The sequence below is a fragment of the Brevundimonas subvibrioides ATCC 15264 genome (assembly GCF_000144605.1).
Lineage (GTDB): Bacteria > Pseudomonadota > Alphaproteobacteria > Caulobacterales > Caulobacteraceae > Brevundimonas > Brevundimonas subvibrioides.
This window is the reverse complement of the sequence record NC_014375.1, coordinates 3,241,793-3,264,101: the sequence shown is the minus strand read 5'-3', so window position 1 is coordinate 3,264,101 and position 22,309 is coordinate 3,241,793. Positions and strand designations below refer to the sequence as shown.

Sequence of the window (22,309 nt, the reverse complement as noted above, 5' to 3'; positions counted from 1 at the left end):
CACCCGAACAAGAGACACCGGGCGCGCTTCGGCCGCCCATAAGGAGATCCCCCCATGGCCACGATGAAGGTCACCGACGACAGCTTCGACACCGACGTGCTGAAGGCCTCCACGCCCGTGCTGGTGGACTTCTGGGCGGAGTGGTGCGGACCCTGCAAGCAGATCGGGCCGGCGCTGGAGCAGATCGCCGACGAACTGGCCGGTCAGGTGACGATCGCCAAGATCAACATCGACGACAGCCCCATGACCCCGTCGAAGCTCGGCGTGAAGGGCATTCCGACGCTGATGCTGTTCAAGGACGGCCAGATGACCTCGCTGAAGGTCGGGGCCATGCCCAAGGGCAAGATCCTGGAATGGCTGGCCGAGACGGGCATCTCCGCCAAGGCCTGACCGCGGCGCTTGCATCGCCCCGTCGCATCGGGGACGGTCCGGGTCTGTTTGTCCCGGGGGTTCCTGATGCGTCGTCTTCTGATTTCGTCCGCCAGCGCGGTTCTGATCGCCGTGGCCGGTCTGGGCAGCGCGGCCTTCGCGCCTGCGCCGATGCAGCAGGCAGAGGCGACGGCCGACGCCGATGCCCGCCTTGCCGCCTTCTTCGAGGCGACCTACAACGAGCGGATTGCCCTGAGCCCCCAGCAGATGACCTCGCTGGGCATGAAAACCGACAACGACAAACTGGATGACTACACCCCCGCCGCCGCCGAGCGGTCGCTGGCCCTGGCCGAGGCGCAGCTGGCGCGGATGAAGGCCGAGTTCGACACCGCCGACCTGAGCCCGCAGTCGCGGATGTCGGCCCGGTTGTTCGAACACGGCGTGGTGCAGCAGCGCGAAGGCTTCCGGTGGCGCGAAAGCGGCTATCCGATCTCGTCCAGCGGCGGGGCCGGCGGGTCGCTGCCGGTGTTCATGATCAACAACCACCGCGTCGACACGGCCGATGATGCCCGGGCCTATGTCGCGCGTCTGGTCGAGGTCGAGCGGGTGCTGGGCGAGAGCGCGACCAATATCCGCACGCGCATGGCCGCCGGGATCACGCCGCCGACCTTCGTGTGGGAACCGGCGCTGGGCGCGATCCGCAATGTGACCAACGGCGCTCCCTTCACGGACGGGGCCGACACGGCGATCTGGGCGGACTTCCAGAAAAAAGTGGGCGCGCTGGATATCGGGCAGGCTGAGAAGGACGCCCTGATCGCCTCGGCGCGCGAGGCCCTGACCGGGCCGTTCAAGCGGGGCTACGACCGGTATCTGGCCACCCTGCTGGAGATGCAGCCGCTGTCGACCAGCACCGACGGCGTGTGGCGGCTGCCGGACGGTGACGCCTACTACAGCCAGCGCCTGCGGGCCTCGACGACCACCGACCTGACCGCCGACCAGATCCACCAGATCGGCCTGTCCGAAGTGGCGCGCGTCCAGGCCGAGATGGAGGTCATCAAGACCCAGGTCGGGTTCGAGGGCACGCTCCAGGACTTCTTCGCCTTCATCAAGACGGACCCGCGCTTCCAGTATCCGAACACGCCCGAAGGCAAGGCGCAGTATCTGGAGGACAGCCGCGCCTTCATCGCCCAGGTCATGGCGGTCGCGCCGCAGTGGTTCAGCGACCTGCCCGAGGCCGCGCTGGAGGTCCGCTCGGTCGAGGCCTGGCGCGAGGCCTCGACCGGCATCGCCTTCTACAACGAGCCGGCGGCCGACGGCTCGCGGCCGGGGATCTACTACGTCAACCTGTCGGACATGACCCAGGTGCTGCGTCCTCAGATCGAGGGCATCAGCTATCACGAGGGCGCGCCTGGCCACCATTTCCAGGTCGCCTATGCCCAGGAGATGGAGAGCCTGCCGCGGTTCCGGCGATATGGCATCTATGGGGCCTATGCCGAGGGCTGGGGGCTGTATGCCGAGAAGCTCGGCAAGGAGATGGGGTTCTACCAGGACCCCTATTCGGACTTCGGGCGGCTCTCGACCGAGCTGTGGCGGGCGGTGCGGCTGGTGCTGGACACGGGCATCCATTCCAAGCGCTGGAGCCGCGACCAGGCGGTCGAGTATTTCCGGCAGAACTCGCTGCTGAGCGAGCGCGACATCCGGCTCGAGGTGAACCGCTACATCTCCGGCCCGGGCCAGGCGACCAGCTACAAGGTCGGCGAGCTGAAAATCCTGGAGCTGCGCGAGCGGGCCCGGACGGCGCTGGGGGACCGGTTCAACATCCGCGACTTCCATTCCGTGGTGCTGGGTTCCGGCTCGGTGCCGCTGGACGTGCTGGAGGAACAGGTCGACGCCTGGATCGCGGCGGGGGGTGGCCACCCGGACTAATCCTCCCCCGCATCGCTTCGCTCGCGGTGGAGGATTGTCTGCGCTAAACGGCCCCCATGCCGTTCACCGCCACCGTCCTGACCATGTTCCCCGAGGCGTTTCCCGGGCCGCTCGGCGTATCGCTAATCGGCACGGCCTGGCGCGAGAAGGCCCTGTGGGCGCTGGAAACGGTGGACATTCGGAACTTTTCCGAAGATAAGCGCGGCTTCCTGGACGACACCCCCGCGGGTGGCGGCCCCGGACAGGTACTCAAAGCGGACGTGGTGGCCCGGGCTCTCGACAGCCTGACAGGGTCGCCCCGGCCGCTTTTGTACATGAGCGCACGCGGTCGACCCCTGACGCAGGCGCGCGTGAAAGACTGGGCAAAGGCGGACGGCATCGTCGTCCTCTGCGGCCGGTTCGAGGGGGTGGACCAGCGGGTGCTCGACGCCCGGGGGTTCGAGGAGGTCTCCGTCGGAGATGCGGTCCTGGCCGGTGGCGAGGCAGCGGCGATGGTGGCGATCGAGGCGTGCGTACGACTGATCCCCGGCGTTCTGGGCCAGGCCGAAAGCCTGTCCTCCGAAAGCTTCGAGGACGGTCTTCTGGAGCATCCGCAGTACACGCGACCGCGGACGTTCGAGGGGATCGACATCCCGGAGATCCTGTTGTCCGGCGACCATCGCAAGATGGCGGCGTGGCGACAGGCGCAACGGGAAGAGACCACCCGGGAACGACGCCCAGACCTCTGGGCGGCGCATCTGGAAACAAGACCTGCGGAACCCTCCGCCAAATCAAAGCTAAAGGGCGCCAAAGCCCGAGGAGAATAGAACCATGGCCAACATCCTTCAGACGCTCGAAGCGGAAGAAAAAGCCCGTTTGATCGCCGTGCGCGCGATCCCGGTCTTCCAGCCCGGCGACACCCTGCGCGTCAACGTCAAGATCAAGGAAGGCGAGCGCGAGCGCGTCCAGGCCTTCGAAGGCGTCTGCATCGCCCGCGCCGGCGGCGGCGTGAACGAGAACTTCACCGTCCGGAAAATCTCCTTCGGCGAGGGCGTCGAGCGCGTCTTCCCGATCCTGTCGCCGAACATCGAGTCGATCGAAGTGAAGCGTCGCGGCGTCGTGCGGCGCGCCAAGCTGTATTACCTGCGCGACCGTCGCGGCAAGTCGGCCCGTATCGCCGAACGCCAGACCGTCCGCCCCGCCAAGGGCGCCGTGGTTCCGGTCACCGGCTCGGCCGACAAGACGACCGACGAGGCATGATGCCTGGGGCTACCGGCCCTTGGCCTACTTGAGCCCCGCTATCTGAAAGGGCCCCGGCGGAAACGTCGGGGCCCTTTTTCATGCCGGATTGAGGCCGGTGAACTGGTCCGGTCGCAGGAAGCGCGGGGTGAATCGTGCCTCGGCGATGGCGCCGTTGAAATAGTTGACCCGGTTGATCCGCGTGCCGACCGAGGCGCGCCCGGGTCCCTGGGGCGTGAAGGCGAGTGCGGCCTCGCCCTGGAGTTCTCCGTCGACGAAGGCCCGGTAGGTCGTGCCGTCATAGGTCTGGGCTACGTGGTACCAGCGGCCGACAGGGTGGCGCTTGTCGGGAAACAGCAGGGTCTGGTTGTAGGTCGGTCCCTTGACGAAGGCGTCGAGCGCCCATGCGTCGCCATAGACGCGGATCTCGAACAGAAAGCGCGTGCCGACCGGGGTCTGGCCGGCAGGGACGTCCTCGTCGGATTGCAGGTGCAGCCAGCGCTGCTCCATCGCTCCGCCATCGGGGCGGAAGACGGCCTCGAAGGCGAAGGTCGCGGCCCCGGCCAGGGGGTGCCGGTCGATGAACAGGGCGTCGTCCACGCCGTCGAACTGAAGCGCGCCTCCCGGCACCGAGGCCGGACCCGCCACCGGCCGTGGCGCGCCCTCGATCGTCAGGGGGGCGTCGATGCTGGCGAGGTCGCCGAACCGCCAGACCGTCGTCCTGGGCCGGTCGGGACCGGGAAAGGACGCGCAGCCGGCCATGGGGAGGGCACCCAGCCCGGCCAGGACGCGGCGTCGGTCGAGGCCCATCACGACGCGACCTGCAGCGCCTCGATCAGGTCGCCCATGTTGGTGATGAAGGTCTGGGTCGAGATGCCTTCGACCGGGAAATCGGTGGTGTAGGGCGAGGTGTCCCACAGGTCGCCGACGCGCGTGGTCTGATACTCGCCGCCCGTGACCGCCTCGGGGGAGGGGCCGACGTAGGGGTTGGAAGTGGTCGTCAGCAGGCTGGGCCAGTAGCCGCGCGCGTTCAGGGTGCCGGCCAGTTCCGCCGCCCGGGTCGGGGCGACGGGGCGGGGGCGCCGGCCCTCGGTGCCCATGTCCCAGATGCTGACGTCCTTCAGGGTAAAATATTTGGGCAGGGCGCGGGTGCCGGGGCGGGCCTTGAGCGGCGAGGTCGCGATGACGGACTCGGGCGTCATTGCCGCGGCCGCCTCGTACTCGGCACGCAGGGCGGCGGTATCGAGGTTCCGGAACGAGCCGTAGTGGACGATCAGGTTATTGGGATTGTCGTCGGCGTAGTAGCGGCCGTTGCGGATGTTGGACCCCTTGCGGTGGATATAGACCGGGGTGTTGGAGCCCTCGAGGATGAAGGTCGGATGCGTGCGGCCCGGCGCGATCAGGTTTTGCGGCGTCTTCACCTGATCCAGCCAGTCGAGCGCCTCGGGCAGCCGGGCGAGGAATTTGCGGTCGCCGGTCAATTTGTAGAAGCCGATCATGGAGCGGATGTTCGTCGCCGTGGTGTGGGTGGCGAAGGCCCGTGGCTCGATGGTGCGGGCGGGGGCGGGCTTCAGCGTGTCGGGGAAATGCTGCAGGCCCCAGGCGGGCTGGGGCAGGGGCTGCTGGGTGGCGACGAAGATGTCCATGCCGCGCTGGATCGCGTCGACCAGGCGTCGGTCGTTGGAGCCCAGCGCCTGGTGGGCATAGAGCAGGAACTCGATGTTCTCGCCGGCCACATCGTCGTTGAAGGTGATGTAGGGGGTGTAGTCAGGGTTGCCGTGAAGGCCGCCCGCGCCTTCCACGAACGGGAAGCGCTGGGGCCAGCCGCCGTTGGGATACTGGGCGTCCAGGACGAACTGGATCGCCTTGTCGAGCGGGGCACGATATTTGCGCTCGCGCTTCTCCAGATAGACGCGGAGCAGCAACTGGGAGGCTTCGGCCGTGCCGGCGTCATCGAAGGTCGCGTTGCCGTAATAGTGCTGGAATTCCTCCAGCCGCCAGGCGTTGCCGCCGATCGTCTCGTACCAGTCCTTCAGGCTGTCCTCGCCTGCCGTGTCGATGACGTAGTTCCAGCCGCCGCGCGGGTGCTGGCCCGCGATCAGGGCGTCGGCGCACGCCTTGGCGGCGTCGTAGAACTGCTCATCGCCGGTGGCATGCCAGGCGTCCATGTAGACATGACCCACGGTCGCGGTACCCGGAGGCTGGACCCAGATCATCGTCGGCTTGGCCTCCAGCTCGCCCCAGCGGCGAGAGAAGTCGGGCAGGACCTGCCAGACATAGCCGCCGCCCACCGCGACCTCGTCGGTCATGAAGGCGGTGGCGCGCTTCATGGTGGCCAGCAGGGTGGCGCGGTCGGGGGTGGCCTGGGCGAAGACCGGACCAGCCGCGGTCAGGGTGGCGAGCGCGGCCCCCGAGGCGAGGACGGCACGGCGCGACATGGACACAGACATGGGGAACTCCGGTCGTTTCCTGCAGGGGCGGTTCTGACGACCGCTGCCCGCAAGATACACCGATGACACCGGTTTCCTAGGGGTGACCTAGCGCTTGATGTCGAAGCCTTCGGCGGACATGGCGGCGCGTACCTGGCTCTCGTCGAACAGGTTGAAATCGCCCGGGACCGAGTGCTTCAACCCGGCCGCAGCCAGACCGAACGCCAGCGCCTCGTCGTTGGACCAGCCGCTCCAGACGCCGAACAGGACGCCCGAGGCGAAGGCATCGCCGCCACCAACGCGGTCCACGACCCCGGTCAGGGCGATGGGGGCAGCGTGGCGCTCGCCGTCCCGGGTGATCATGACGGCCGACAGGGTCTGATCCTGCACGCTGTCGTTGACACGCAGGGTGCAGCAGATGCGCTCCAGCGACGGCCAGGTCTCGAAGGCGGCCGCTGCGGCGGCGCGGCGGCGCCGGGCGGGATCGGGGTCGTCGAAGCGTCGACCCAGCACGAGGGCGAAGTCGCGGTCGTCGGCGAAGGCGAGGCTGGAGCCGGCCAGCATCTGGCCCAGGACGCGAGGCGGATCGCCGGCCCATTCGGCCCACAGCTTGCCCCGGAAATTGCCGTCGAAACTGACCTTCACCCCGGCTGCGGTCGCGGCGGCGATGGCGGCGAGGGCCGCGGCAGACCCGTTCGGGCCGGTGGCGGGTGTGACGCCGGACAGATGCAGCCACTCCACGCCGTCCAGCAGGGCGGGCCAGTCCATCGCCCCGTCGATATGCTGGACGAAGGCCGAGCCGGCGCGGTCGTACAGGACTTCCGACGGACGACGGACGGCGCCGGGCGTCAGGAAGTACAGCCCCATCCGGCCGGGCCGGAACTGGACGCCGGCGGTGTCGACGCCATGCTTCCTGACCTCGTCACGGGCGGCGTGCCCCAGCGCATTGTCGGGCAGGACGGTGGCGAGGGCGGCCGGGGCACCGAACCGCGCGAGGGACACCGCGACATTGGCCTCCGCGCCGCCGGGGCGGGCGGTCAGGCCCGGCGACTGCATCAGAAGCTCGCCGTCGTTGGGGGTTAGACGCAGCAGCATCTCGCCAAAGCACAGGATACGGCGGCCGGAGGTCGATCGAGTCATGCCGTCACGCTAGCCGCTGATCAGCGTGCGAGCCAGCCGCCGTCAACCGGAAGCGTGATGCCCTGCACATAATCCGAGGCGGACGACGCCAGGAAGACCGCCGCCCCGCCGATGTCGGACGGCTGGCCCCAGCGTCCGGCGGGGATGCGGCCGAGAATTTCTTTCGACCGGACCGGGTCGTCCTGGAGCGCCTGGGTGTTGTCGGTGGCGAAATAGCCGGGCGCGATGGCGTTGGCGTTGATGCCGTGCTTGGCCCACTCGTTGGCCATCAGCTTGGTCAGGCCGGCGACGCCGGACTTGGAGGCCGTATAGGAGGGCACGCGGATACCGCCCTGATAGGACAGCATGGAGGCGGTGTTGATGATCTTGCCGCCGCGCCCGCCGGCGATCATGTCGCGCACCACGGCCTGGGACAGGAAGAAGACCGACTTCAGATTGACGTTGAGGACCGCGTCCCAGTCCTCCTCGGTGAAGTCGACGGCGTCGGCGCGACGGATGATACCGGCGTTGTTGACCAGGATGTCGACGGGGCCGAGGCCGGCGGTCGCCTCCTCCACGATGCGCGCGATCGGCTCCAGGGAGCCCAGGTCGGCCTCGATCGAAAGGGCCTTCACCCCTTTGGCAAGGCACTGCCCGACCGTGTCGTCCGACGCGCGCCGCGCGACCGACGCGATCGACGCCCCGGCGTCGGCCAGAGCCAGGGCGATGCCCTGGCCAATGCCGGTGTTGCCGCCGGTGACGAGGGCGACCTTGCCGGTCAGGTTGAAAGGATGGGTCATTGTCACCACTTCAGCTGTGCACGGGATAAGCCTCCCGTCTAGCATACCCCGATCCGCCGACCGGTCTTTGCGACGTGTGGTAACCGGTGTCAAAACCAGATGCAAATGATCGCGCGACGGAGTAAAGCGTCTGCAACCCCACAGACCTGCGAAGAGGACACCCCATGAAAATCGCCCTGATCATCGAGAACAGCCAGGCCGCTAAGAGCGCCATTGTCCACGACGCCCTGAACGCGGTCGCCGTGCCGCTGGGCCACGAGGTGTTCCACTACGGCATGTACACCCCCGAGGATAAGGCCTCGCTGACGTACATCATGAACGGTCTTCTGACCGGCATCCTGCTGAACTCGGGCGCGGCCGATTTCGTGGTCACCGGCTGCGGCACGGGCACGGGCTCGATGCTGGCCGCGAATGCGATGCCGGGCGTGTTCTGCGGCCTTATCATCGACCCCACTGACGCCTTCCTGTTCGGCCAGATCAACGACGGCAACGCCATCGCCATGCCCTACGCCAAGGGGTTCGGCTGGGCGGCGGAGCTGAACCTGCAGGACGTCTATCGCAAGCTGTTCGAGGGCGAGCGCGGTCTGGGCTATCCCAAGGAGCGGGCCGAGATCATGCGCAAGAACCGCGGCATCCTGAAGGATCTGAAGGCCGTCACCTGCCACGACATGCTGACGGTGTTGAAGAACGTCGATCAGGACCTGCTCAAGGCCACGATCGCCGGTGAGAAGTTCCAGGAATACTTCTTCGCCAACGCCACCGACGCGGGCATCCGCGACTACATCAAGGGCCTGGTGGGCACGAAGGCGCTCGAAAACGCCTGATAGCTGCGGGCGGCTGGAGAGCGCTCAGGCTCCCAGCCGCCTGGCCGACTCCCGCACCACCAGCGACGGTCGCACCTCGGGCTGTTCCAGACGGGCCGGGTCGATGCCGCGCATGGGGGCGAGCAGCTTCTCGGCGGCCATCCGGCCCATGTCGCGGATCGGCAGGCGGACGGAGGTCAGGTTCGGCCAGACGCGCGAGGCCATGGGCAGGTCGTCGAAGCCGACGACGGACAGGTCGTCCGGAATGGCCAGCCCCATGTCGCGCGCGGCCTTGAACACGCCCAGCGCCATCTCGTCGTTGCCGGTGAAGATGGCGGTCGGACGCGGATCCAGCGCCAGCAGGCCCATGGCGGCCTCGACCCCCGATTCGAAAGTATAGGCCCCCTCGGCGACGTAACGATCGTCGAGCGCCACGCCCTTCTCGGCCAGGGCTTCCCGGAAGCCGCCGCCGCGAACGGCGCTGGAGCGGAAGGAGGCCGGTCCCGAGATGAAGCCGATGCGGGTGTGGCCCAGGTCGGCCAGATGCCGTCCGGCCTCGGCCGCGCCCAGATGGTCGTTCGTGACCAGCATCGCTCCGGGCGCGTCGAGCGAGATCGAGGCGATGCGGACATAGGGGCAGTCCAGGTCGCGCAGGGTCTGGATGACGCGTTCGTCCTCCGACACCGACGGCGGCAGGATCACGCCGAACAGCTTCTGGCGCTCCACGAAGGCCCGGATGTCGGCGACGACAGTGTCGGACTGGCGCGAGCAGGGATGCACGACCAGTTCGAGGCCCGACCCCTTCAGCGCGTCCAGCACGCCCTGCTGCATGTTGACGACATAGTTGGGGCTGGGGTTGTCGTAGATCAGCCCGACCAGGAACGAGCGCCGGAAGGCGAGGCCACGCGCCTGCAGGTCGGGCACGAACCCCAGATCGTCGATGACGGCCGTGACCTTGACCCGCGTTTCCTCGCGCACGAAGGGCGACAGGTTGATGACGCGCGAGACGGTCTTCTTGGATACGCCGGCGATCCGGGCCACGTCGTTGATCGTGGGCCGTTTGCCGGGCTTCAGTCCGGAGGGTGCCGGGGCAGTGTCGTCGTCGGCCAAGCTCGACCTCTTCCTGTTCAGCTGTCTGCCTTACAGCCGTGTTGCTCCGGATGCCATGGCCACCGTCGGGCTCGCAAGGCCGTTGACACCGGTTACCTTCCCCGTCAGTTATTCCCGATCCGGCATCAAGACCGGCAGCAGGCAGCATGTTGGGACGGCGCGTGACGGGCATTCAGCATCATTGGACGGTCAGGGCATGAGCGCCGCCGACGTCACCCGCCGTGGCGACACCGCCGCGGATATCGCCGGGCGGTTCGTCGACGCGCGACTGAACTTCCGCGGATTCGACGACTATCCGGGCGTCGCGCCGACCAGCATGGCCGAGGCCTATGCGACCCAGGAGGCGGCCATCGGGCTGTTCCCCGACGAGATCATCGGCTGGAAGGTTGGCATGGTGCCGCCGGCGCTCCAGCCTGCCCTGGACGCCAGGCGACTGGCCGGCCCGATCTTCAGGCGCAACTTCTGGCACGCGGGTGCCGAGCCCACGCCGCTGCCTGCCATCGTCGGCGGCTTCGCGGCGGTGGAGGCGGAGTTCGTGGCCCGTGTGGGCAAGGTCGATCCGGCGAAGACCGACTGGACCCTGGCGGAAGCGACCGCCTGCATCGCCGCCCTGCACATCGGCGTGGAACTGGCGGGCAGCCCCCTGTCGACCATCAACGACCTCGGCTCGGCCGTGGTGGCCTCCGACTTCGGCAACAACGGCGGGCTGGTGCTGGGTCCCGAGATCGAGGACTGGGCCGCGCGGCTGGACGGGATCGAGGTCGAGACGACCGTGGACGGGACCGTCATCGGCACGGGCACGGCCAACTCCATTCCCATGGGCGTGCTGGAATCGGTCCGTTTCCTGATCGAACACCTGGCGCGCCGGGGACGGCCGGTCGCGGAGGGGACGCTGATCTCCACCGGGGCGGTCACCGGGGTGCACCAGGTCCAGATCGGGGCCCGCTCGGTCTGCGCCTTCTCGGGCGTGGGCGAAATCCATTGCACGGTCATCACGGCCGGCGCTTGATCAATCCTTCCGGAACCCGTCGCGCCGCGTCCGCGGTGACAAGGCGGGTCAGGATGCGGAAACAGTAAGGACGGGGCTTATGACAGACGCCACTGCCAAGACGGACGGACCGATCCAGATCCAGCCGCCCGCCGGCAAGTATCGCTGGGTCGTGGTGTGGCTGCTGTTCGCGGCCATGGTCATCAACTACGTCGACCGGCAGGCGCTGGGGGTTCTCAAACCCACGCTGATGGACGAGTTCGGCTGGACCGAGACCAACTATGCCGACATCGTCTTCTGGTTCCAGGCCTCCTACGCCATCTCCTATCTGCTGTGGGGGCGACTGGTCGACAAGATCGGGGCGCGCTGGGGCTTCGGTCTGGCCTTCATCATCTGGCAGATCGCCTTCATCGCCCACGCGGGCATCCGCAGCCTGAACACCGCCATCTTCGCCCGGATCGCCCTGGGCATCGGCGAGGGCGGCGGCTTCCCGGCCGGGATCAAGGCTGTGACCGAGTGGTTCCCCAAGAAGGAACGCGCCTTCGCCGTCGGTATCTTCAACGCCGGGACCAACATCGGCGCGATCATCACGCCCCTGATCATTCCCTTCATCGCCTCGATCTGGCTGGGCACGGTGGCCGAGCCCAACTGGCAGATGGCCCTGATCATCGTCGGCGTCGCCGGCTTCATCTGGGTGCCGATCTGGTTCGCGGTCTACAAGCGCCCCGGCGAGCACAGCCGCGTCACCCCGGCCGAGCTGAACTGGATCGCCCAGGACGCGCCGGACCCCGTGCACAAGATCGGCTGGCTGAAGCTGCTGATGGTCCGGGAAACCTGGGCCTATGCGCTCGGCAAGTTCCTGATCGACCCGATCTGGTGGTTCTTCCTGTTCTGGCTGCCGGGCTTCCTGCAGAAGACCTACGACCTGAACATCCTGACCTTCGGCCCGCCGCTGATCGCCATCTACCTGCTGTCCGACGTCGGGTCGGTGGGCGGCGGCTGGCTGTCCAGCCAGTTCCTGAAGCGCGGCATGAGCCTGAACGCCGCGCGCAAGCTGACCATGCTGATCTGCGCCATCGCCGTGCTGCCCGTCGCCTTCGCCGGCATGGCCGCCAACCTGTGGGTCGCGGTCCTGATCATCGGCATCGCCACCGCCGCGCACCAGGGCTTCTCGGCCAACCTCTATGCTATGCCGGGCGACGTCTTCCCGCGCTCGGCGGTGGGATCGGTCGTCGGCATCGGCGGGATGATCGGCGGTTTCGGCGGCATGGCCATGGCCAAATACGCCGGATATGTCCTCGACCAGATCGGCAGCTACACGCCCATCTTCGTCGTGGCGGCCTCGGCCTATCTGGTGGCCCTGCTGGTCATCCACATCCTCTCGCCGAAATACGCGCCCGCCAAGGTCTAGACCCTGGCAGGCCGGGGCCCGAAAAGCGGGTGCCAGACCTGCCAGGTGCCGCGAAGGCGTCGGGATTTCAGAGGGTTATGAAAGCGGCCGGGCCCCGGCGTGCCAGATTATCGGAAATGGCACGCCGGACGCCCCGGCTGTACCCCGCTCGAATGTCAAAGACCCGAGGCGTAGATTGGCGACGCTCGCAGCGGCGGCAAGAGGTCGCTAGGAAATAATTCCTGATTTCGGTCGTGCCCGGAGGGTCGCCGGGGTGCCGAGGCGTCGCGACACTGGACGGAGCCGCAGGAGGGTCGCAAAAGGGCGGACCTTGCCTTGCCGGAGTGCGCCTTGACCCAGACCTTCCCGATCCCGTCGCCCGCGGACTGGCGCGTCGAGGCGGAAAAGGCCTTGAAGGGCAAGCCGGTCGAGGGACTGGTGCATCTGGACGCCGACCACCTGACGACGCGGCCGCTGTACGGCCGGGCCAATGCGAGCGAGGCGGTCTTCGCGCCGCGCGCATCGGACGCCGACGGCCGCGCCTGGGACCTGCGCACCCAGGTCGAGGGCGACGACCCGGACGCCGTGAACGCGACGGTGCTGGGCGACCTGGAGGGCGGGGCGGCGTCGGTGATCCTGTCGGGCGCGGTGCTGGCGGATTCCGAACCGCTGGGCCGGGCCCTGGCCGGGGTGGCGGTGGAGCTGGCCCCCGTGGCGCTGGACGCCGGGATCGACGGGCCGGATGCGGCCAACGCCCTGGCGGTCGTGGCCAAGGGCGCGCCTCGCGCCCTGCTGATGTTCCACATGGACCCCCTGACCGCCTTCGCGGCGGCGGGCGGATCGCCGCGCCCGATCGAGGCGCATGTCGAACTGGCGGCGAACACGGCGGCGCGTCATGCCGGGGCCTATCCGGAGGCGACCTTCTTCCTCGCCACGGGCCGGGCGGCGCACGAGGCCGGCGGCTCGGCGGGGCAGGAGCTCGGCTTCGCCGCCGCGGCCGCGGCGACCTATGTGAAGGCGGCGGTCGCGGCCGGCCTCCCGGTCGAGCGGGCGCTTTCCGGCACGGTGCTGGGCGTCAGCGTCGACGCGGAATATTTCGACAGCCTCGCCAGGGTCCGCGCGCTGCGGCTGATCTGGCGGTCGATCAGCAAGGCCTTCGGGCATGAGACGCCGGCCCGCATCGAGGCGCGGTCGTCACGGCGGATGCTGGCGGCCAAGGATCCCTGGCCCAACCTGCTGCGGCTGACGGCGGCCGGGTTCGCCGGGGCCGTCGGCGGGGCGGACGCGGTGGTGCTGGACGGGTTCAGCCGCGCGGCGGGGCGGCCCGATGCCTTCGCTCGGCGCGCCGCGCGGAACACCCAGCTGATCCTGATGGAAGAGGCGCACATCGGGCGCGTCGCCGATCCGGCGGCGGGCTCATGGTATCTGGATCACCGCACGCGGGATCTGGCCGAGGCCGGCTGGGCCGAGTTCCAGCGGATCGAGCGGGAAGGCGGCATCGTCGCCTCCCTGCGGGGCGGAGCCCTCCAGTCGCGGGTCGCGGCGTCCCGGGCAGCCGGAAAGGCGGTCCTGGCGGACGGTGGCGGACAGATGGTGGGGGTGACGAAGTTCGTCGATGCCGACGTCCGACCGGTCTCCGTCGAAGCCTCCGTCCCGGAATCGCCCGCCACCGGCGGCGACCGCTGTCCGCCCCTGCCGCCGCTGCGCTGGGCCGAGGCCTTCGAGGGAGAAGCGGCATGAACACGCCCGATTTCACCAAGGCCCCGCTCGACCTGTCGCCGCTGGACGGCGCCCTCGACCGCGCCTCGGTCCGCACGCCCGAAGGCATCGACATCGCCCCCGCCTATGGACCAGAGGCCATCGCGGACCTGACCTTCACCGACGGCCTGCCCGGGTTCGTGCCGTTCGTGCGGGGCCCCTATCCGACCATGTACGCGTCCAATCCGTGGACCGTGCGCCAGTACGCCGGCTTCTCGACCGCCGAGGCCTCCAACGCCTTCTATCGCCGCAACCTTGCGGCGGGGCAGAAGGGGCTGTCGATCGCTTTCGATCTGGCCACGCACCGGGGTTACGACTCGGACCATCCGCGCGTCGCCGGCGACGTCGGCATGGCGGGGGTGGCGATAGATTCCATCCTCGACATGCGGACCCTGTTCGACGGCATCCCGCTGGACCAGATGTCGGTGTCGATGACCATGAACGGCGCGGTGCTGCCGATCCTGGCCCTGTATGTCGTGGCGGCCGAGGAGCAGGGCGTCGCGCACGCCGCCCTGACCGGGACCATCCAGAACGACATCCTCAAGGAGTTCATGGTCCGGAACACCTACATCTATCCGCCCGGGCCCTCGATGCGGATCATCGCCGACATCTTCGCCTGGACGGCGCAGGAGACGCCGAAGTTCAACTCCATCTCGATCAGCGGCTATCACATGCAGGAGGCGGGGGCGTCCGCCGACCTGGAGCTGGCCTACACCCTGTCCGACGGGCTGGAATACATCCGGGCCGGTGTCGCCGCGGGCATGGACGTCGACCGGTTCGCGCCGCGCCTGAGCTTCTTCTGGGCCATCGGCATGGACTATTTCATGGAGGTGGCGAAGCTGCGCGCCGGTCGCCTGCTGTGGGCCGAGGCGGTGCAGGCCGAGTTCGCGCCGAAGGACCCGCGCAGCCTGTCGCTGCGCGCCCACTGCCAGACCTCGGGCTGGTCGCTGGCGGCCCAGGACGTGTTCAACAATGTGCCGCGCACCATGGTCGAGGCCATGGCGGCGGCGGGTGGACAGACGCAGAGCCTGCACACCAACTCGCTGGACGAGGCCCTGGCCCTGCCGACGGACTTCTCGGCCCGGATCGCGCGCAACACCCAGCTGCTGCTGCAGCTGGAGACCGGGCTGACCAGGGTCATCGACCCGTGGGGCGGCAGCTTCTTCGTCGAGCGGCTGACCCACGACCTGGCCGAACGCGCCCGGGCGCATATGGCCGAGGTGCGGGCGCTGGGCGGCATGGCAGCGGCGATCGAGGCCGGCGTCCCCAAGCTGAGGATCGAGGAGGCGGCGGCCAGGACCCAGGCCCGGATCGACACCGGCCAGCAGACCGTGGTCGGCGTGAACCGCTATCTGAACGACACGCCGGACGACATTCCGGTGCTGAAGGTCGACAATGCCGCCGTGCTGGCGGCCCAGATCGAGAAGCTGAAACGCCTCCGCGCCGAACGCGACGAGGCGAAATGCCAGGCCGGCCTGACCGCCCTGACGGAGGGCGCCAGGGGGTCGGAGAACCTGCTGGAGCTCTGCGTCCGCGCCGGGCGCGCCCATGCCACGGTCGGCGAGATGTCCGATGCGCTGGAGGCCGCCTTCGGCCGTCATGTCGCGACGGTGAAGACGGTGTCGGGCGTCTACGCCAAGGAGGCCGGGACCAATCCCAAGATCAGCCGCGCCCGCGACATGGTCGCCGCCTTCGTCGAGAACGACGGCGGCCCGCCGCGCATCCTGATCGCCAAGCTGGGCCAGGACGGCCATGACCGGGGCCAGAAGGTCGTCGCCACGGCCTATGGGGACCTGGGGCTCGACGCGGTCGCCGGACCCCTGTTCCAGACGCCGGCGGAAGCGGCGCGCGATGCCGTGGCGAACAACGTCCACGTCGTGGGCGCCTCATCGCTGGCGGCGGGTCACCTGACGCTCGTGCCGGCGCTGAGGGCGGAGCTGGAGAAGCTGGGACGGCCGGACATCATGATCACCGTCGGGGGCGTCATCCCGCCGGGCGACGTCCAGACCCTGATCGACATGGGGGCCGCGGCTGTCTACCCGCCCGGTTCGGTCATCGCCGACACGGCCATCGATCTGATCGAGAAGCTGAACCAGCGGCTGGGTTACGCCCAGAAGGCCTGAGACCGCTCAGGGGCGATCGCGCGAGGGCAGGGCCGCCAGTTCCGTCTCGGTCAGCCGGCGTTCGACCCGGGCCCGGCAGGGGATGTTCACCAGATTGGATCCGCCCCCCGTCAGCAGGCGGGTCGTGTCGCCGACGCACACCCGCCCCGGGTCGCCCAGTTCCTGTGTGATCTGGATCGCATTGGTGAAGTTCAGGTCCGAACAGCCGCCGGAGGACAGTTCGTACACATCGCCGTTCAGCATCCTCAGATAGATGCTGCGGTCGTCGCGGCCCTGGCGGAAGTTGGTGACCTGGGACGGGGTGAAACACGGGCGGGCCTGGCCGCGGTCGGCGGTCGACGCCCCTTCGGGACCGCCCGGCATGGGCGCGCAGGCGGCGAGGGCAAAGAGGCAGGCAAGGGCGGCGGCGCGACGCATGGGCGGAACTCCTGTGGGAGATCAATCCTCTCGCGAAGCCGGGGGTTCCACAAGGGCGCGAGCGGCCGCGCGTGACGGCGCGACGCGCGCGGCGATGTCGGCCGGCAGCGGCGAGGGCCGCTCGAGGGTCAGGGCGACGACGTGATCGGCCAGCAGGGGCGCGAGGCAGAACCCCCGTGAGCCCAGGCCGCCCAGAACGAACAGGCCGGGGCGGTCCGGCACCGCCCCGCAGACCGGCAGGCGATCGCGCGTCGTGGCCCGGATCGCGGCGCGGGAGGCGACGGCGGCCGGATCGATCGCGGCCGCCAGATCCGGGAACCGCGTGGCCAGGGTCTCCAGGTTCCGCCGCGTGTCCGCCGCGCGGACTTCGGTGCTCGTCTGGTCCCGGTCGTGGGTGGCGCCGAACAGGACGCCGTCGGGCGTGGGCGCGACATAGCCGCCCCAGGCCGTCGCGACGGGCGGATCGTGCCGGCTCCAGTCCACCTGTCCCCGCACGGGCGACAGCGCCAGACCGGGGAGCAGGGCGGCATTGCCGGCCCCGGCGCACAGGATGACGGCGTCGGCCTCCGCCAGGGTTCCGCCTTGGGCATCGCGCAGGGCCCAGCCGGCGCGACCCGGGACGATCGACGCCACCCTTCCGTCCGCCGCCGGGGTCGAGGCAAGCCAGGGGTCGCGGATGGCGGCGGGCGCGACGGTCACGGCGTCGCGCATCACCAGGTCGCCCTGGTCGTCCAGACGCATGGCATCCGGGGCCCAGATCGGCTGGTCGGCGATCCGGGCGAAGCGCGCGGCGTCACGCTCCGTGCCCGGGCGCTGCACCACGCCCTCGGCCAGCACCGCCCCTGGAATGTCGCGATACAGGGCCACGGCCCGCTCCAGCGCCTGGGCGAACAGGGCGGCCACCGCCGCGTCGCCCAGATCGAACCGGGGCGTGACCAGCGCCGCCGGAAAGCCGGATGCGGCCGGGGCGGCACCGACGGTCTCGAACAGGACCGCGCCCGCGCCCTGGGCCGCCAGGGCGCGGGCGACCGAGGCCCCCGCGATGCCGGCTCCGACGATGGCGATCCGGGGCAGGACCGGGGCGGGCTCCGGCACGCCGTGGCGGCGCGCCTCCAGCCGCTGTCGCTTGCGGCCGTGACCGGGTTTCTTCTCCACGACGAAGCTGCGGTCCGCCAGGCGGCGGCGGACGTCGCCCGCCACGGTGAAGGTCGCGATTCGGGCGTCCGCGGCCGACCGGGCGGCGATCGCGTCCATGACATCCTCGGACCACATGTCGGGATTGGTCGCCGGGCTGAACCCGTCCAGAAACCAGGCATCGGCGCGCCCCGTCCATTGGGTCAGCGCACATTCGACCGGTCCGACGGCGAGGTCGAGACTGGCCCCGAAGCCCGGCAGGTCGATCCGGTGAAATCCGGGCGTAGGGGCGGGCCAGCCGGACAAAAGGGCGGCGGTGGCCGGGGCCAGTTCGGACCAGCGGGACAGGGCGCGGCGGGCCTCGTCCGGGGCGAGCGGATAACCCTCGACCGAGAACAGGCTGAGCCGCTGACCCGGGGTCCGGGTGCGCTGCCAGAGGTCGAGGACGGCGGCGATGTTCAGGCCGGTGCCGAAGCCGAGCTCGGCGATCGTGTAGTGGGCTCGATCCTGCCAGCCGCCGGGAAGGCCGCAGCCCTCGAGGAAGACGGCGCGGGTCTCGGCCAGGCCGTCCTCGGCCGAGAAATAGACGTCGCCGAACCGGCCGGACCGGGGCTCGTCCGCCTCGGTCCAGATCAGCCGGGGATCACGCTCGGGGGGCAGGCTCATCGGCGGGGCTTAGCGGGTGGGGGCGCAATGAAAAAGGGGCCGCCCGTGGGCGACCCCTTTCCTGGACGAGGGTGACCCCGTCCATGCCTTCAAAAGACCGGAAGGTCTTAGTGAGCGGCGGGCTTGTCGGCGGCCGGAGCCATCGAGGCGTCGGCGGCCGGGGCCGGGGCCATCGCGGCGTCGGCAGCGGGGGCCATGGCAGCGGCGTCGGTGGCGGCGCCGGCAGCGGCAGCGGCGTCCGTGGCGGCGGCGTCAGCGGTCGCAGCAGCGTCCGTGGCGGTTTCGGCGGCGGCGGTCGCGTCTGCGGCAGCGGCGTCGGCCTTGTCTTCGGCGGCGGGCTGGCAGGCGGCCAGGGCCAGAGCGGCGGCCGAGGCGGCAATCAGGGCAACGATGCGCATTTGAGAGTTCCTTCCCTAGGGTTTTCGCGAGTTTTTAGACCTCGCTGTGCCGGAGATAACGGGATCGTGAGCCAAACCGCAAGGGAAATCCTCACGCGTTCGTGATCCTGCGTAGGCGGGGAAGGGCGACGGGATTTGGCAGGAACAGACCGGCCCGGGACACGACCCGGACCGGTCTGTCGCAGGCTCAGGCGGCGGGCTTGGACGGGGCCATGGCACCGTCGGCGGCCGGGGCCATGGCGTCGGCCGAAGGGGCCATCTTGTCGGCTTCCGGAGCCATCGCGCCCTCGGCCGGAGCCATGGCGCCGTCGGCCGCTGGGGCCATCGCGCCGTCGGCGGCGGGGGCCATGGCGTCGGCGGCCGGAGCCATCGCGCCCTCGGCGGATTCGGTCTTCTCTTCGGCGGCCGGCTGGCAGGCGGCCAGGGCCAGGGCGGCGGCGCCGGCGCAGGCGACGGCGATCAGGTTGCGGATGGACATGGGAAACCCCTCTGGAATGATGCCCGCGCGGGTGGCGCGTGAGCGACGCCCGGGGTTACGCGGCGTGGGCTCACGGGGTTACACGCCTCCGTGATCGTCCGTGAGGGCGGGGCCGGCGCCTACGCCTCGGCCGGCGCGGCCGACAGGCTTTCTTCCATTTCCAGGAAGGACGGCTGGGCGCTGGACGGAATGTCACCCCGGCCGATCTCGACGGAGATCTGGGCCGCATTGCCGTGCAGGTGGGCGACCAGGACCGACTGGATGATCTTGTAGAAGGCGGCCTCCTCGTCGACGATCGCCTGCAGGCGCGCCGCCAGCGGACCGACGATGCCATAGGCCAGGAACACGCCCATGAACGTGCCCACCAGGGCGCCGCCGATCATCCCGCCGAGAACTTCCGGCGGTTCGGTGATCGAACCCATGGTCTTGATGACGCCGAGCACGGCCGCGACGATGCCCAGGGCGGGCAGGGCGTCGGCCATGCCCTGCAGGGCATGGGGGGCCGCGGCGGCTTCGTGGTGGTGCTTTTCCAGCTGCTTTTCCATGGCGTCCTCGATCTGGTGAGGATCCTCCAGGTTCATCGTCATCATCCGCAGGGTGTCGCAGATGAAGTCGGTGGCGAAATGGTCCTTCAGCACCTTGGGGTATTTCTGGAAGATGGTGCTCTCGCCGGGCTTTTCGATGTGGCTTTCCAGGGCGATGACGCCCTTGGACTTCATGGTCTTGGTCAGGGCGAACAGCAGCGAGAGCAGGTCCTTGTAGTCCTGCTTCTTCCACTTGGGTCCGGCGAAGGCCTTGCCGATGCCGCCGAGCGAGGACTTCACCACGCCGATCGAGTTCGAGATCAGGAAGGCGGCGACGGCCGCGCCGCCGATCGCCATCAGCTCATGCGGCGCGGCATGGGTGATGACGTCGAACTTGCCGCCCGAGATCGCGTAGCTGCCGAACACCATGCCGAACAGCAGAACCAGGCCGATGATCTGAAACATGAGGGAGTCCGCGCTCGATAGGAGCGTCAAGCATGGCGGTTAATGCTTAACGTCGCCTTGCGGCTAGAGTCGGGTCGCGCCGCTCAGGATCGCCTCGTAGCCTTCGGCCGTCAGCTTCTGGTAGCCGGACTTGCCGCCGCGCACATAGACCTGGCCGGGCAGGGCCGGATCGAAGCCGTCGGCGACGAGGTCGATCTTGCGGTACTTGAAGGTCCCGGTGGTCTCCAACGCCTTGGCCAGACGCACGAACACGGGTCGGGCGTAGGGCGGCAGCTGTTCGTCGACATAGGTGCCGAACTCCTTGGGCGCGAACCTGCCGTCGGCGATCACCGTGACCATACCGGCCTTGCCCTCGGCGCCCGGGACCGGCACGCCGTAGGCGATGACCTCCTTGACGCCCGGGGCCTCGGTCAGACGCTGCTCCACCTCGGCGGTCGAGACGTTCTCGCCCTTCCAGCGGAAGGTGTCGCCGATCCGGTCGATGAAGTAGAAATAGCCTTCCGAGTCCTGGCGCATCAGGTCGCCGGTGCGGAACCAGCGGTCGCCCTTCGCGAAGACGTCGGTCAGGATCTTCTTCTCCGAGGCGGCCTTGTCGGCATAGCCGGAGAAGTCGTGGCGGATGTCGTCGCCGATCGCGCCGATGGCCTCGCCGATCTCGCCCACGCGGGCTTCCTGACAGAAGCCGTTCGCCAGCCGCACGGGCTGTTCGGTGTCGATGTCGAAGGCGACCATGCGGATGTTGATCTGCTTCTTCAGGAACTTCGGCACCCGGCCGATCGCGCCCTGTTTGCCGTCGAAGTTGAACAGCGAGACGTTGCCTTCGGTCGAGCCGTAGAACTCGAGGATCTTGGGAATGCCGAAGCGCGACTGGAACTCGGGCCAGACGTCGGGGCGCAGACCGTTGCCGAACGCCAGCCGCAGCTTGTGACCGCGCTCGCCGTCCTGTTCGGGGCAGTTCACCAGATAGCGGCACAGCTCGCCGATATAGACGAACAGCGTGGCCTGGCTCTTGTTGACGTCGGCCCAGAAGCTGGAGGCCGAGAATTTGCGGCGCAGGATCAGTCGGCCGCCGTTCAGGAACGCCGGACCGAGCCCGACCAGACCGCCGGTGGAGTGATAGAGCGGCAGCACGTTGAACACGCGGTCCTGCGCCGTGGAATCGGTCGCGCCGGCGAAGGCGCGCATATAGGTGCGGACCCGGGCGTGATGCATGCGCGCGGCCTTGGGCATGCCCGTGGTGCCGGAGGTGTAGATGTAGAGCGCGGTGTCGCGGTTGGTCAGTCCGTCGCGCACCGACTTCTGGGGGCGCACGGACGAGCCGCTGCGGACCGCGTTGTCCAGGCCGCGCCGTTCGGACACCTCGTCCTCGTCCTTCAGGCCCAGGACCCACAGCATCATGGTCCGGGTCACGAAGGGGCGGGCCTCCTCGCAGCGGTGCCACGTCTCCTCGTCGGCCACGACCTGGGCCACGCCCGCGATGTTGAGGCAGTGGGCCAGGGCCTGACCGGTCAGGTTGGTGTTGATGAGCGCGGTGGCGACGCCGACCTTGGCGAAGCCCATCCAGGCGGCGATGTATTCGGCCCGGTTCGACATCACCAGCCCGACCACGTCGGACCGGCGCAGGCCGCGGCTGCGGGCCCAGTGGGCATAGCGATTGGCCATGCCGTCGAGCTCGCGGTAGGTCAGGCTGCGGGTTTCGTCTTCCAGCGCGACGTTGTCGCCGAACTTGTCGACCGCCTCTTCGAAGTCGTCGCAGACCAGGACATCGCTATCCAGCGCGATGGGCTTGATGCGCTGAAGCAACCGACGCAGACCGGCCGCGAATGTCAGATCGCGTCGGATATTGGCGGCTAGCCCCATGGTCGGCATCGCTCCGTGTTGGTGTGCAAGGTTCGCGACCGTGATGGACAACCGGCGGGGCCGGGTCAACCGGCGGGAGAATCCGTAACGGCGATTACCGGTGTTTCTGCAAGGGCCGTGGCGCCGATGCATGGGTACCGCTAGGTAAACCTGACGACCTGTCCAGCAACCAACGTTTTTCCGGGCGGCGTTCAGACGATCAGGCACCAACGCTGGCTACCGGCAGGTGCTTCGGCTCAGTTTTCGCCCCATTCCGCAGCGAACCGGACATCAATGCGGCAGGTCTGGTGTTTCTTGAAGGCCTCTGGCGATTGTCAGGAACCGCGTTTGACGA

General features: G+C 69.0%; 20 protein-coding genes. 9 read left to right on the top strand and 11 right to left on the bottom strand.

Annotated elements, in window-relative coordinates:
- Positions 1–54: 54 nt before the first annotated feature.
- The 4 genes from trxA to rplS all read left to right on the top strand — a co-directional run bounded on the left by trxA (position 55) and on the right by rplS (position 3,534).
- Positions 55–390: a thioredoxin TrxA gene (trxA, locus tag BRESU_RS15855; protein WP_013270580.1), complete on the top strand. Its 336-nt coding sequence runs from the start codon at positions 55–57 to the stop codon at positions 388–390.
- Between the two features lie 66 nt (positions 391–456).
- On the top strand, positions 457–2,295 hold the full coding sequence (locus BRESU_RS15850; RefSeq protein WP_013270579.1) for a DUF885 domain-containing protein: 1,839 nt from the start codon (positions 457–459) through the stop codon (positions 2,293–2,295).
- A gap of 56 nt (positions 2,296–2,351) precedes the next feature.
- Entirely contained in the window at positions 2,352–3,101 is a 750-nt protein-coding gene (trmD, locus tag BRESU_RS15845) for a tRNA (guanosine(37)-N1)-methyltransferase TrmD (protein ID WP_013270578.1), read from the top strand.
- A 4-nt stretch (positions 3,102–3,105) separates the two neighbouring features.
- Positions 3,106–3,534, top strand: a complete 429-nt coding sequence (gene rplS / locus BRESU_RS15840; protein ID WP_013270577.1) for a 50S ribosomal protein L19 — start codon at positions 3,106–3,108, stop codon at positions 3,532–3,534.
- 78 nt (positions 3,535–3,612) lie between these two features.
- On the opposite strand, the gene BRESU_RS15835 is transcribed toward rplS, so the two are convergent.
- From BRESU_RS15835 to kduD, 4 genes are all read right to left on the bottom strand, one after another.
- The gene (locus BRESU_RS15835; RefSeq protein WP_013270576.1) at positions 3,613–4,323 is read right to left on the bottom strand and encodes a LamG domain-containing protein; all 711 of its coding nucleotides are present in this window, start codon (positions 4,321–4,323) and stop codon (positions 3,613–3,615) included.
- On the bottom strand, positions 4,323–5,963 hold the full coding sequence (locus tag BRESU_RS15830) for a pectate lyase (protein WP_013270575.1): 1,641 nt from the start codon (positions 5,961–5,963) through the stop codon (positions 4,323–4,325). The genes BRESU_RS15835 and BRESU_RS15830 overlap by 1 nt, the downstream gene beginning before the upstream one ends.
- An 87-nt stretch (positions 5,964–6,050) precedes the next feature.
- Positions 6,051–7,082: a sugar kinase gene (locus BRESU_RS15825; protein WP_013270574.1), complete on the bottom strand. Its 1,032-nt coding sequence runs from the start codon at positions 7,080–7,082 to the stop codon at positions 6,051–6,053.
- A 20-nt stretch (positions 7,083–7,102) separates the two neighbouring features.
- Positions 7,103–7,861, bottom strand: a complete 759-nt coding sequence (gene kduD, locus BRESU_RS15820) for a 2-dehydro-3-deoxy-D-gluconate 5-dehydrogenase KduD (RefSeq protein WP_041761715.1) — start codon at positions 7,859–7,861, stop codon at positions 7,103–7,105.
- A 164-nt stretch (positions 7,862–8,025) separates the two neighbouring features.
- Between kduD and BRESU_RS15815 the strand changes: the two genes are divergently transcribed.
- On the top strand, positions 8,026–8,685 hold the full coding sequence (locus BRESU_RS15815) for an RpiB/LacA/LacB family sugar-phosphate isomerase (RefSeq protein ID WP_013270572.1): 660 nt from the start codon (positions 8,026–8,028) through the stop codon (positions 8,683–8,685).
- 24 nt (positions 8,686–8,709) lie between these two features.
- Here BRESU_RS15815 and BRESU_RS15810 read toward each other — a convergent pair whose 3' ends face one another.
- Positions 8,710–9,774 (bottom strand): LacI family DNA-binding transcriptional regulator, encoded by a 1,065-nt coding sequence (locus tag BRESU_RS15810; RefSeq protein ID WP_013270571.1) that lies wholly within the window; start codon positions 9,772–9,774, stop codon positions 8,710–8,712.
- Positions 9,775–9,970: 196 nt separating this feature from the next.
- On the opposite strand from BRESU_RS15810, the gene BRESU_RS15805 reads away from it, so the two are divergent.
- The 4 genes from BRESU_RS15805 to scpA all read left to right on the top strand — a co-directional run bounded on the left by BRESU_RS15805 (position 9,971) and on the right by scpA (position 16,033).
- Positions 9,971–10,783: a 2-keto-4-pentenoate hydratase gene (locus BRESU_RS15805; protein WP_013270570.1), complete on the top strand. Its 813-nt coding sequence runs from the start codon at positions 9,971–9,973 to the stop codon at positions 10,781–10,783.
- A gap of 79 nt (positions 10,784–10,862) precedes the next feature.
- A complete protein-coding gene (locus BRESU_RS15800; RefSeq protein ID WP_013270569.1) occupies positions 10,863–12,173 on the top strand; it encodes an MFS transporter in 1,311 nt (436 codons plus the stop codon).
- A gap of 330 nt (positions 12,174–12,503) precedes the next feature.
- Positions 12,504–13,892 carry a methylmalonyl-CoA mutase family protein gene (locus tag BRESU_RS15795; protein WP_156796195.1) on the top strand — a complete coding sequence of 463 codons (1,389 nt, stop codon included), beginning with the start codon at positions 12,504–12,506 and terminating at the stop codon, positions 13,890–13,892.
- A complete protein-coding gene (scpA, locus tag BRESU_RS15790; protein WP_013270567.1) occupies positions 13,889–16,033 on the top strand; it encodes a methylmalonyl-CoA mutase in 2,145 nt (714 codons plus the stop codon). The genes BRESU_RS15795 and scpA overlap by 4 nt, the downstream gene beginning before the upstream one ends.
- 6 nt (positions 16,034–16,039) lie before the next feature.
- Here scpA and BRESU_RS15785 read toward each other — a convergent pair whose 3' ends face one another.
- The 6 genes from BRESU_RS15785 to BRESU_RS15760 all read right to left on the bottom strand — a co-directional run bounded on the left by BRESU_RS15785 (position 16,040) and on the right by BRESU_RS15760 (position 21,984).
- Positions 16,040–16,450: a DUF6491 family protein gene (locus BRESU_RS15785; protein WP_013270566.1), complete on the bottom strand. Its 411-nt coding sequence runs from the start codon at positions 16,448–16,450 to the stop codon at positions 16,040–16,042.
- Positions 16,451–16,471: 21 nt separating this feature from the next.
- The gene (gene mnmC2 / locus BRESU_RS15780) at positions 16,472–18,250 is read right to left on the bottom strand and encodes a tRNA (5-methylaminomethyl-2-thiouridine)(34)-methyltransferase MnmC2 (protein ID WP_013270565.1); all 1,779 of its coding nucleotides are present in this window, start codon (positions 18,248–18,250) and stop codon (positions 16,472–16,474) included.
- A gap of 107 nt (positions 18,251–18,357) precedes the next feature.
- The gene (locus BRESU_RS15775) at positions 18,358–18,648 is read right to left on the bottom strand and encodes a hypothetical protein (RefSeq protein ID WP_013270564.1); all 291 of its coding nucleotides are present in this window, start codon (positions 18,646–18,648) and stop codon (positions 18,358–18,360) included.
- Positions 18,649–18,835: 187 nt separating this feature from the next.
- A complete protein-coding gene (locus tag BRESU_RS15770) occupies positions 18,836–19,126 on the bottom strand; it encodes a hypothetical protein (protein WP_013270563.1) in 291 nt (96 codons plus the stop codon).
- 119 nt (positions 19,127–19,245) lie between these two features.
- The gene (motA, locus tag BRESU_RS15765; protein ID WP_013270562.1) at positions 19,246–20,115 is read right to left on the bottom strand and encodes a flagellar motor stator protein MotA; all 870 of its coding nucleotides are present in this window, start codon (positions 20,113–20,115) and stop codon (positions 19,246–19,248) included.
- Positions 20,116–20,178: 63 nt separating this feature from the next.
- Positions 20,179–21,984 carry a long-chain-acyl-CoA synthetase gene (locus tag BRESU_RS15760; RefSeq protein WP_083777570.1) on the bottom strand — a complete coding sequence of 602 codons (1,806 nt, stop codon included), beginning with the start codon at positions 21,982–21,984 and terminating at the stop codon, positions 20,179–20,181.
- Positions 21,985–22,309: the final 325 nt, after the last annotated feature.

Bases quoted from the DNA above. Each gene is read 5' to 3' on its own strand.
- BRESU_RS15850 (WP_013270579.1), top strand. From the start codon at position 457: ATGCGTCGTCTTCTGATTTCGTCCGCCAGCGCGGTTCTGATCGCCGTG.
- BRESU_RS15830 (WP_013270575.1), bottom strand. From the start codon at position 5,963: ATGTCTGTGTCCATGTCGCGCCGTGCCGTCCTCGCCTCGGGGGCCGCG.
- kduD (WP_041761715.1), bottom strand. From the start codon at position 7,861: ATGACCCATCCTTTCAACCTGACCGGCAAGGTCGCCCTCGTCACCGGC.
- mnmC2 (WP_013270565.1), bottom strand. From the start codon at position 18,250: ATGAGCCTGCCCCCCGAGCGTGATCCCCGGCTGATCTGGACCGAGGCG.
- trmD (WP_013270578.1), top strand. From the start codon at position 2,352: ATGCCGTTCACCGCCACCGTCCTGACCATGTTCCCCGAGGCGTTTCCC.
- BRESU_RS15775 (WP_013270564.1), bottom strand. From the start codon at position 18,648: ATGCGCATCGTTGCCCTGATTGCCGCCTCGGCCGCCGCTCTGGCCCTG.
- BRESU_RS15770 (WP_013270563.1), bottom strand. From the start codon at position 19,126: ATGTCCATCCGCAACCTGATCGCCGTCGCCTGCGCCGGCGCCGCCGCC.
- BRESU_RS15815 (WP_013270572.1), top strand. From the start codon at position 8,026: ATGAAAATCGCCCTGATCATCGAGAACAGCCAGGCCGCTAAGAGCGCC.
- motA (WP_013270562.1), bottom strand. From the start codon at position 20,115: ATGTTTCAGATCATCGGCCTGGTTCTGCTGTTCGGCATGGTGTTCGGC.
- BRESU_RS15825 (WP_013270574.1), bottom strand. From the start codon at position 7,082: ATGACTCGATCGACCTCCGGCCGCCGTATCCTGTGCTTTGGCGAGATG.
- trxA (WP_013270580.1), top strand. From the start codon at position 55: ATGGCCACGATGAAGGTCACCGACGACAGCTTCGACACCGACGTGCTG.
- BRESU_RS15805 (WP_013270570.1), top strand. From the start codon at position 9,971: ATGAGCGCCGCCGACGTCACCCGCCGTGGCGACACCGCCGCGGATATC.
- scpA (WP_013270567.1), top strand. From the start codon at position 13,889: ATGAACACGCCCGATTTCACCAAGGCCCCGCTCGACCTGTCGCCGCTG.
- BRESU_RS15800 (WP_013270569.1), top strand. From the start codon at position 10,863: ATGACAGACGCCACTGCCAAGACGGACGGACCGATCCAGATCCAGCCG.
- BRESU_RS15835 (WP_013270576.1), bottom strand. From the start codon at position 4,323: ATGGGCCTCGACCGACGCCGCGTCCTGGCCGGGCTGGGTGCCCTCCCC.
- BRESU_RS15760 (WP_083777570.1), bottom strand. From the start codon at position 21,984: ATGCCGACCATGGGGCTAGCCGCCAATATCCGACGCGATCTGACATTC.
- rplS (WP_013270577.1), top strand. From the start codon at position 3,106: ATGGCCAACATCCTTCAGACGCTCGAAGCGGAAGAAAAAGCCCGTTTG.
- BRESU_RS15785 (WP_013270566.1), bottom strand. From the start codon at position 16,450: ATGCGTCGCGCCGCCGCCCTTGCCTGCCTCTTTGCCCTCGCCGCCTGC.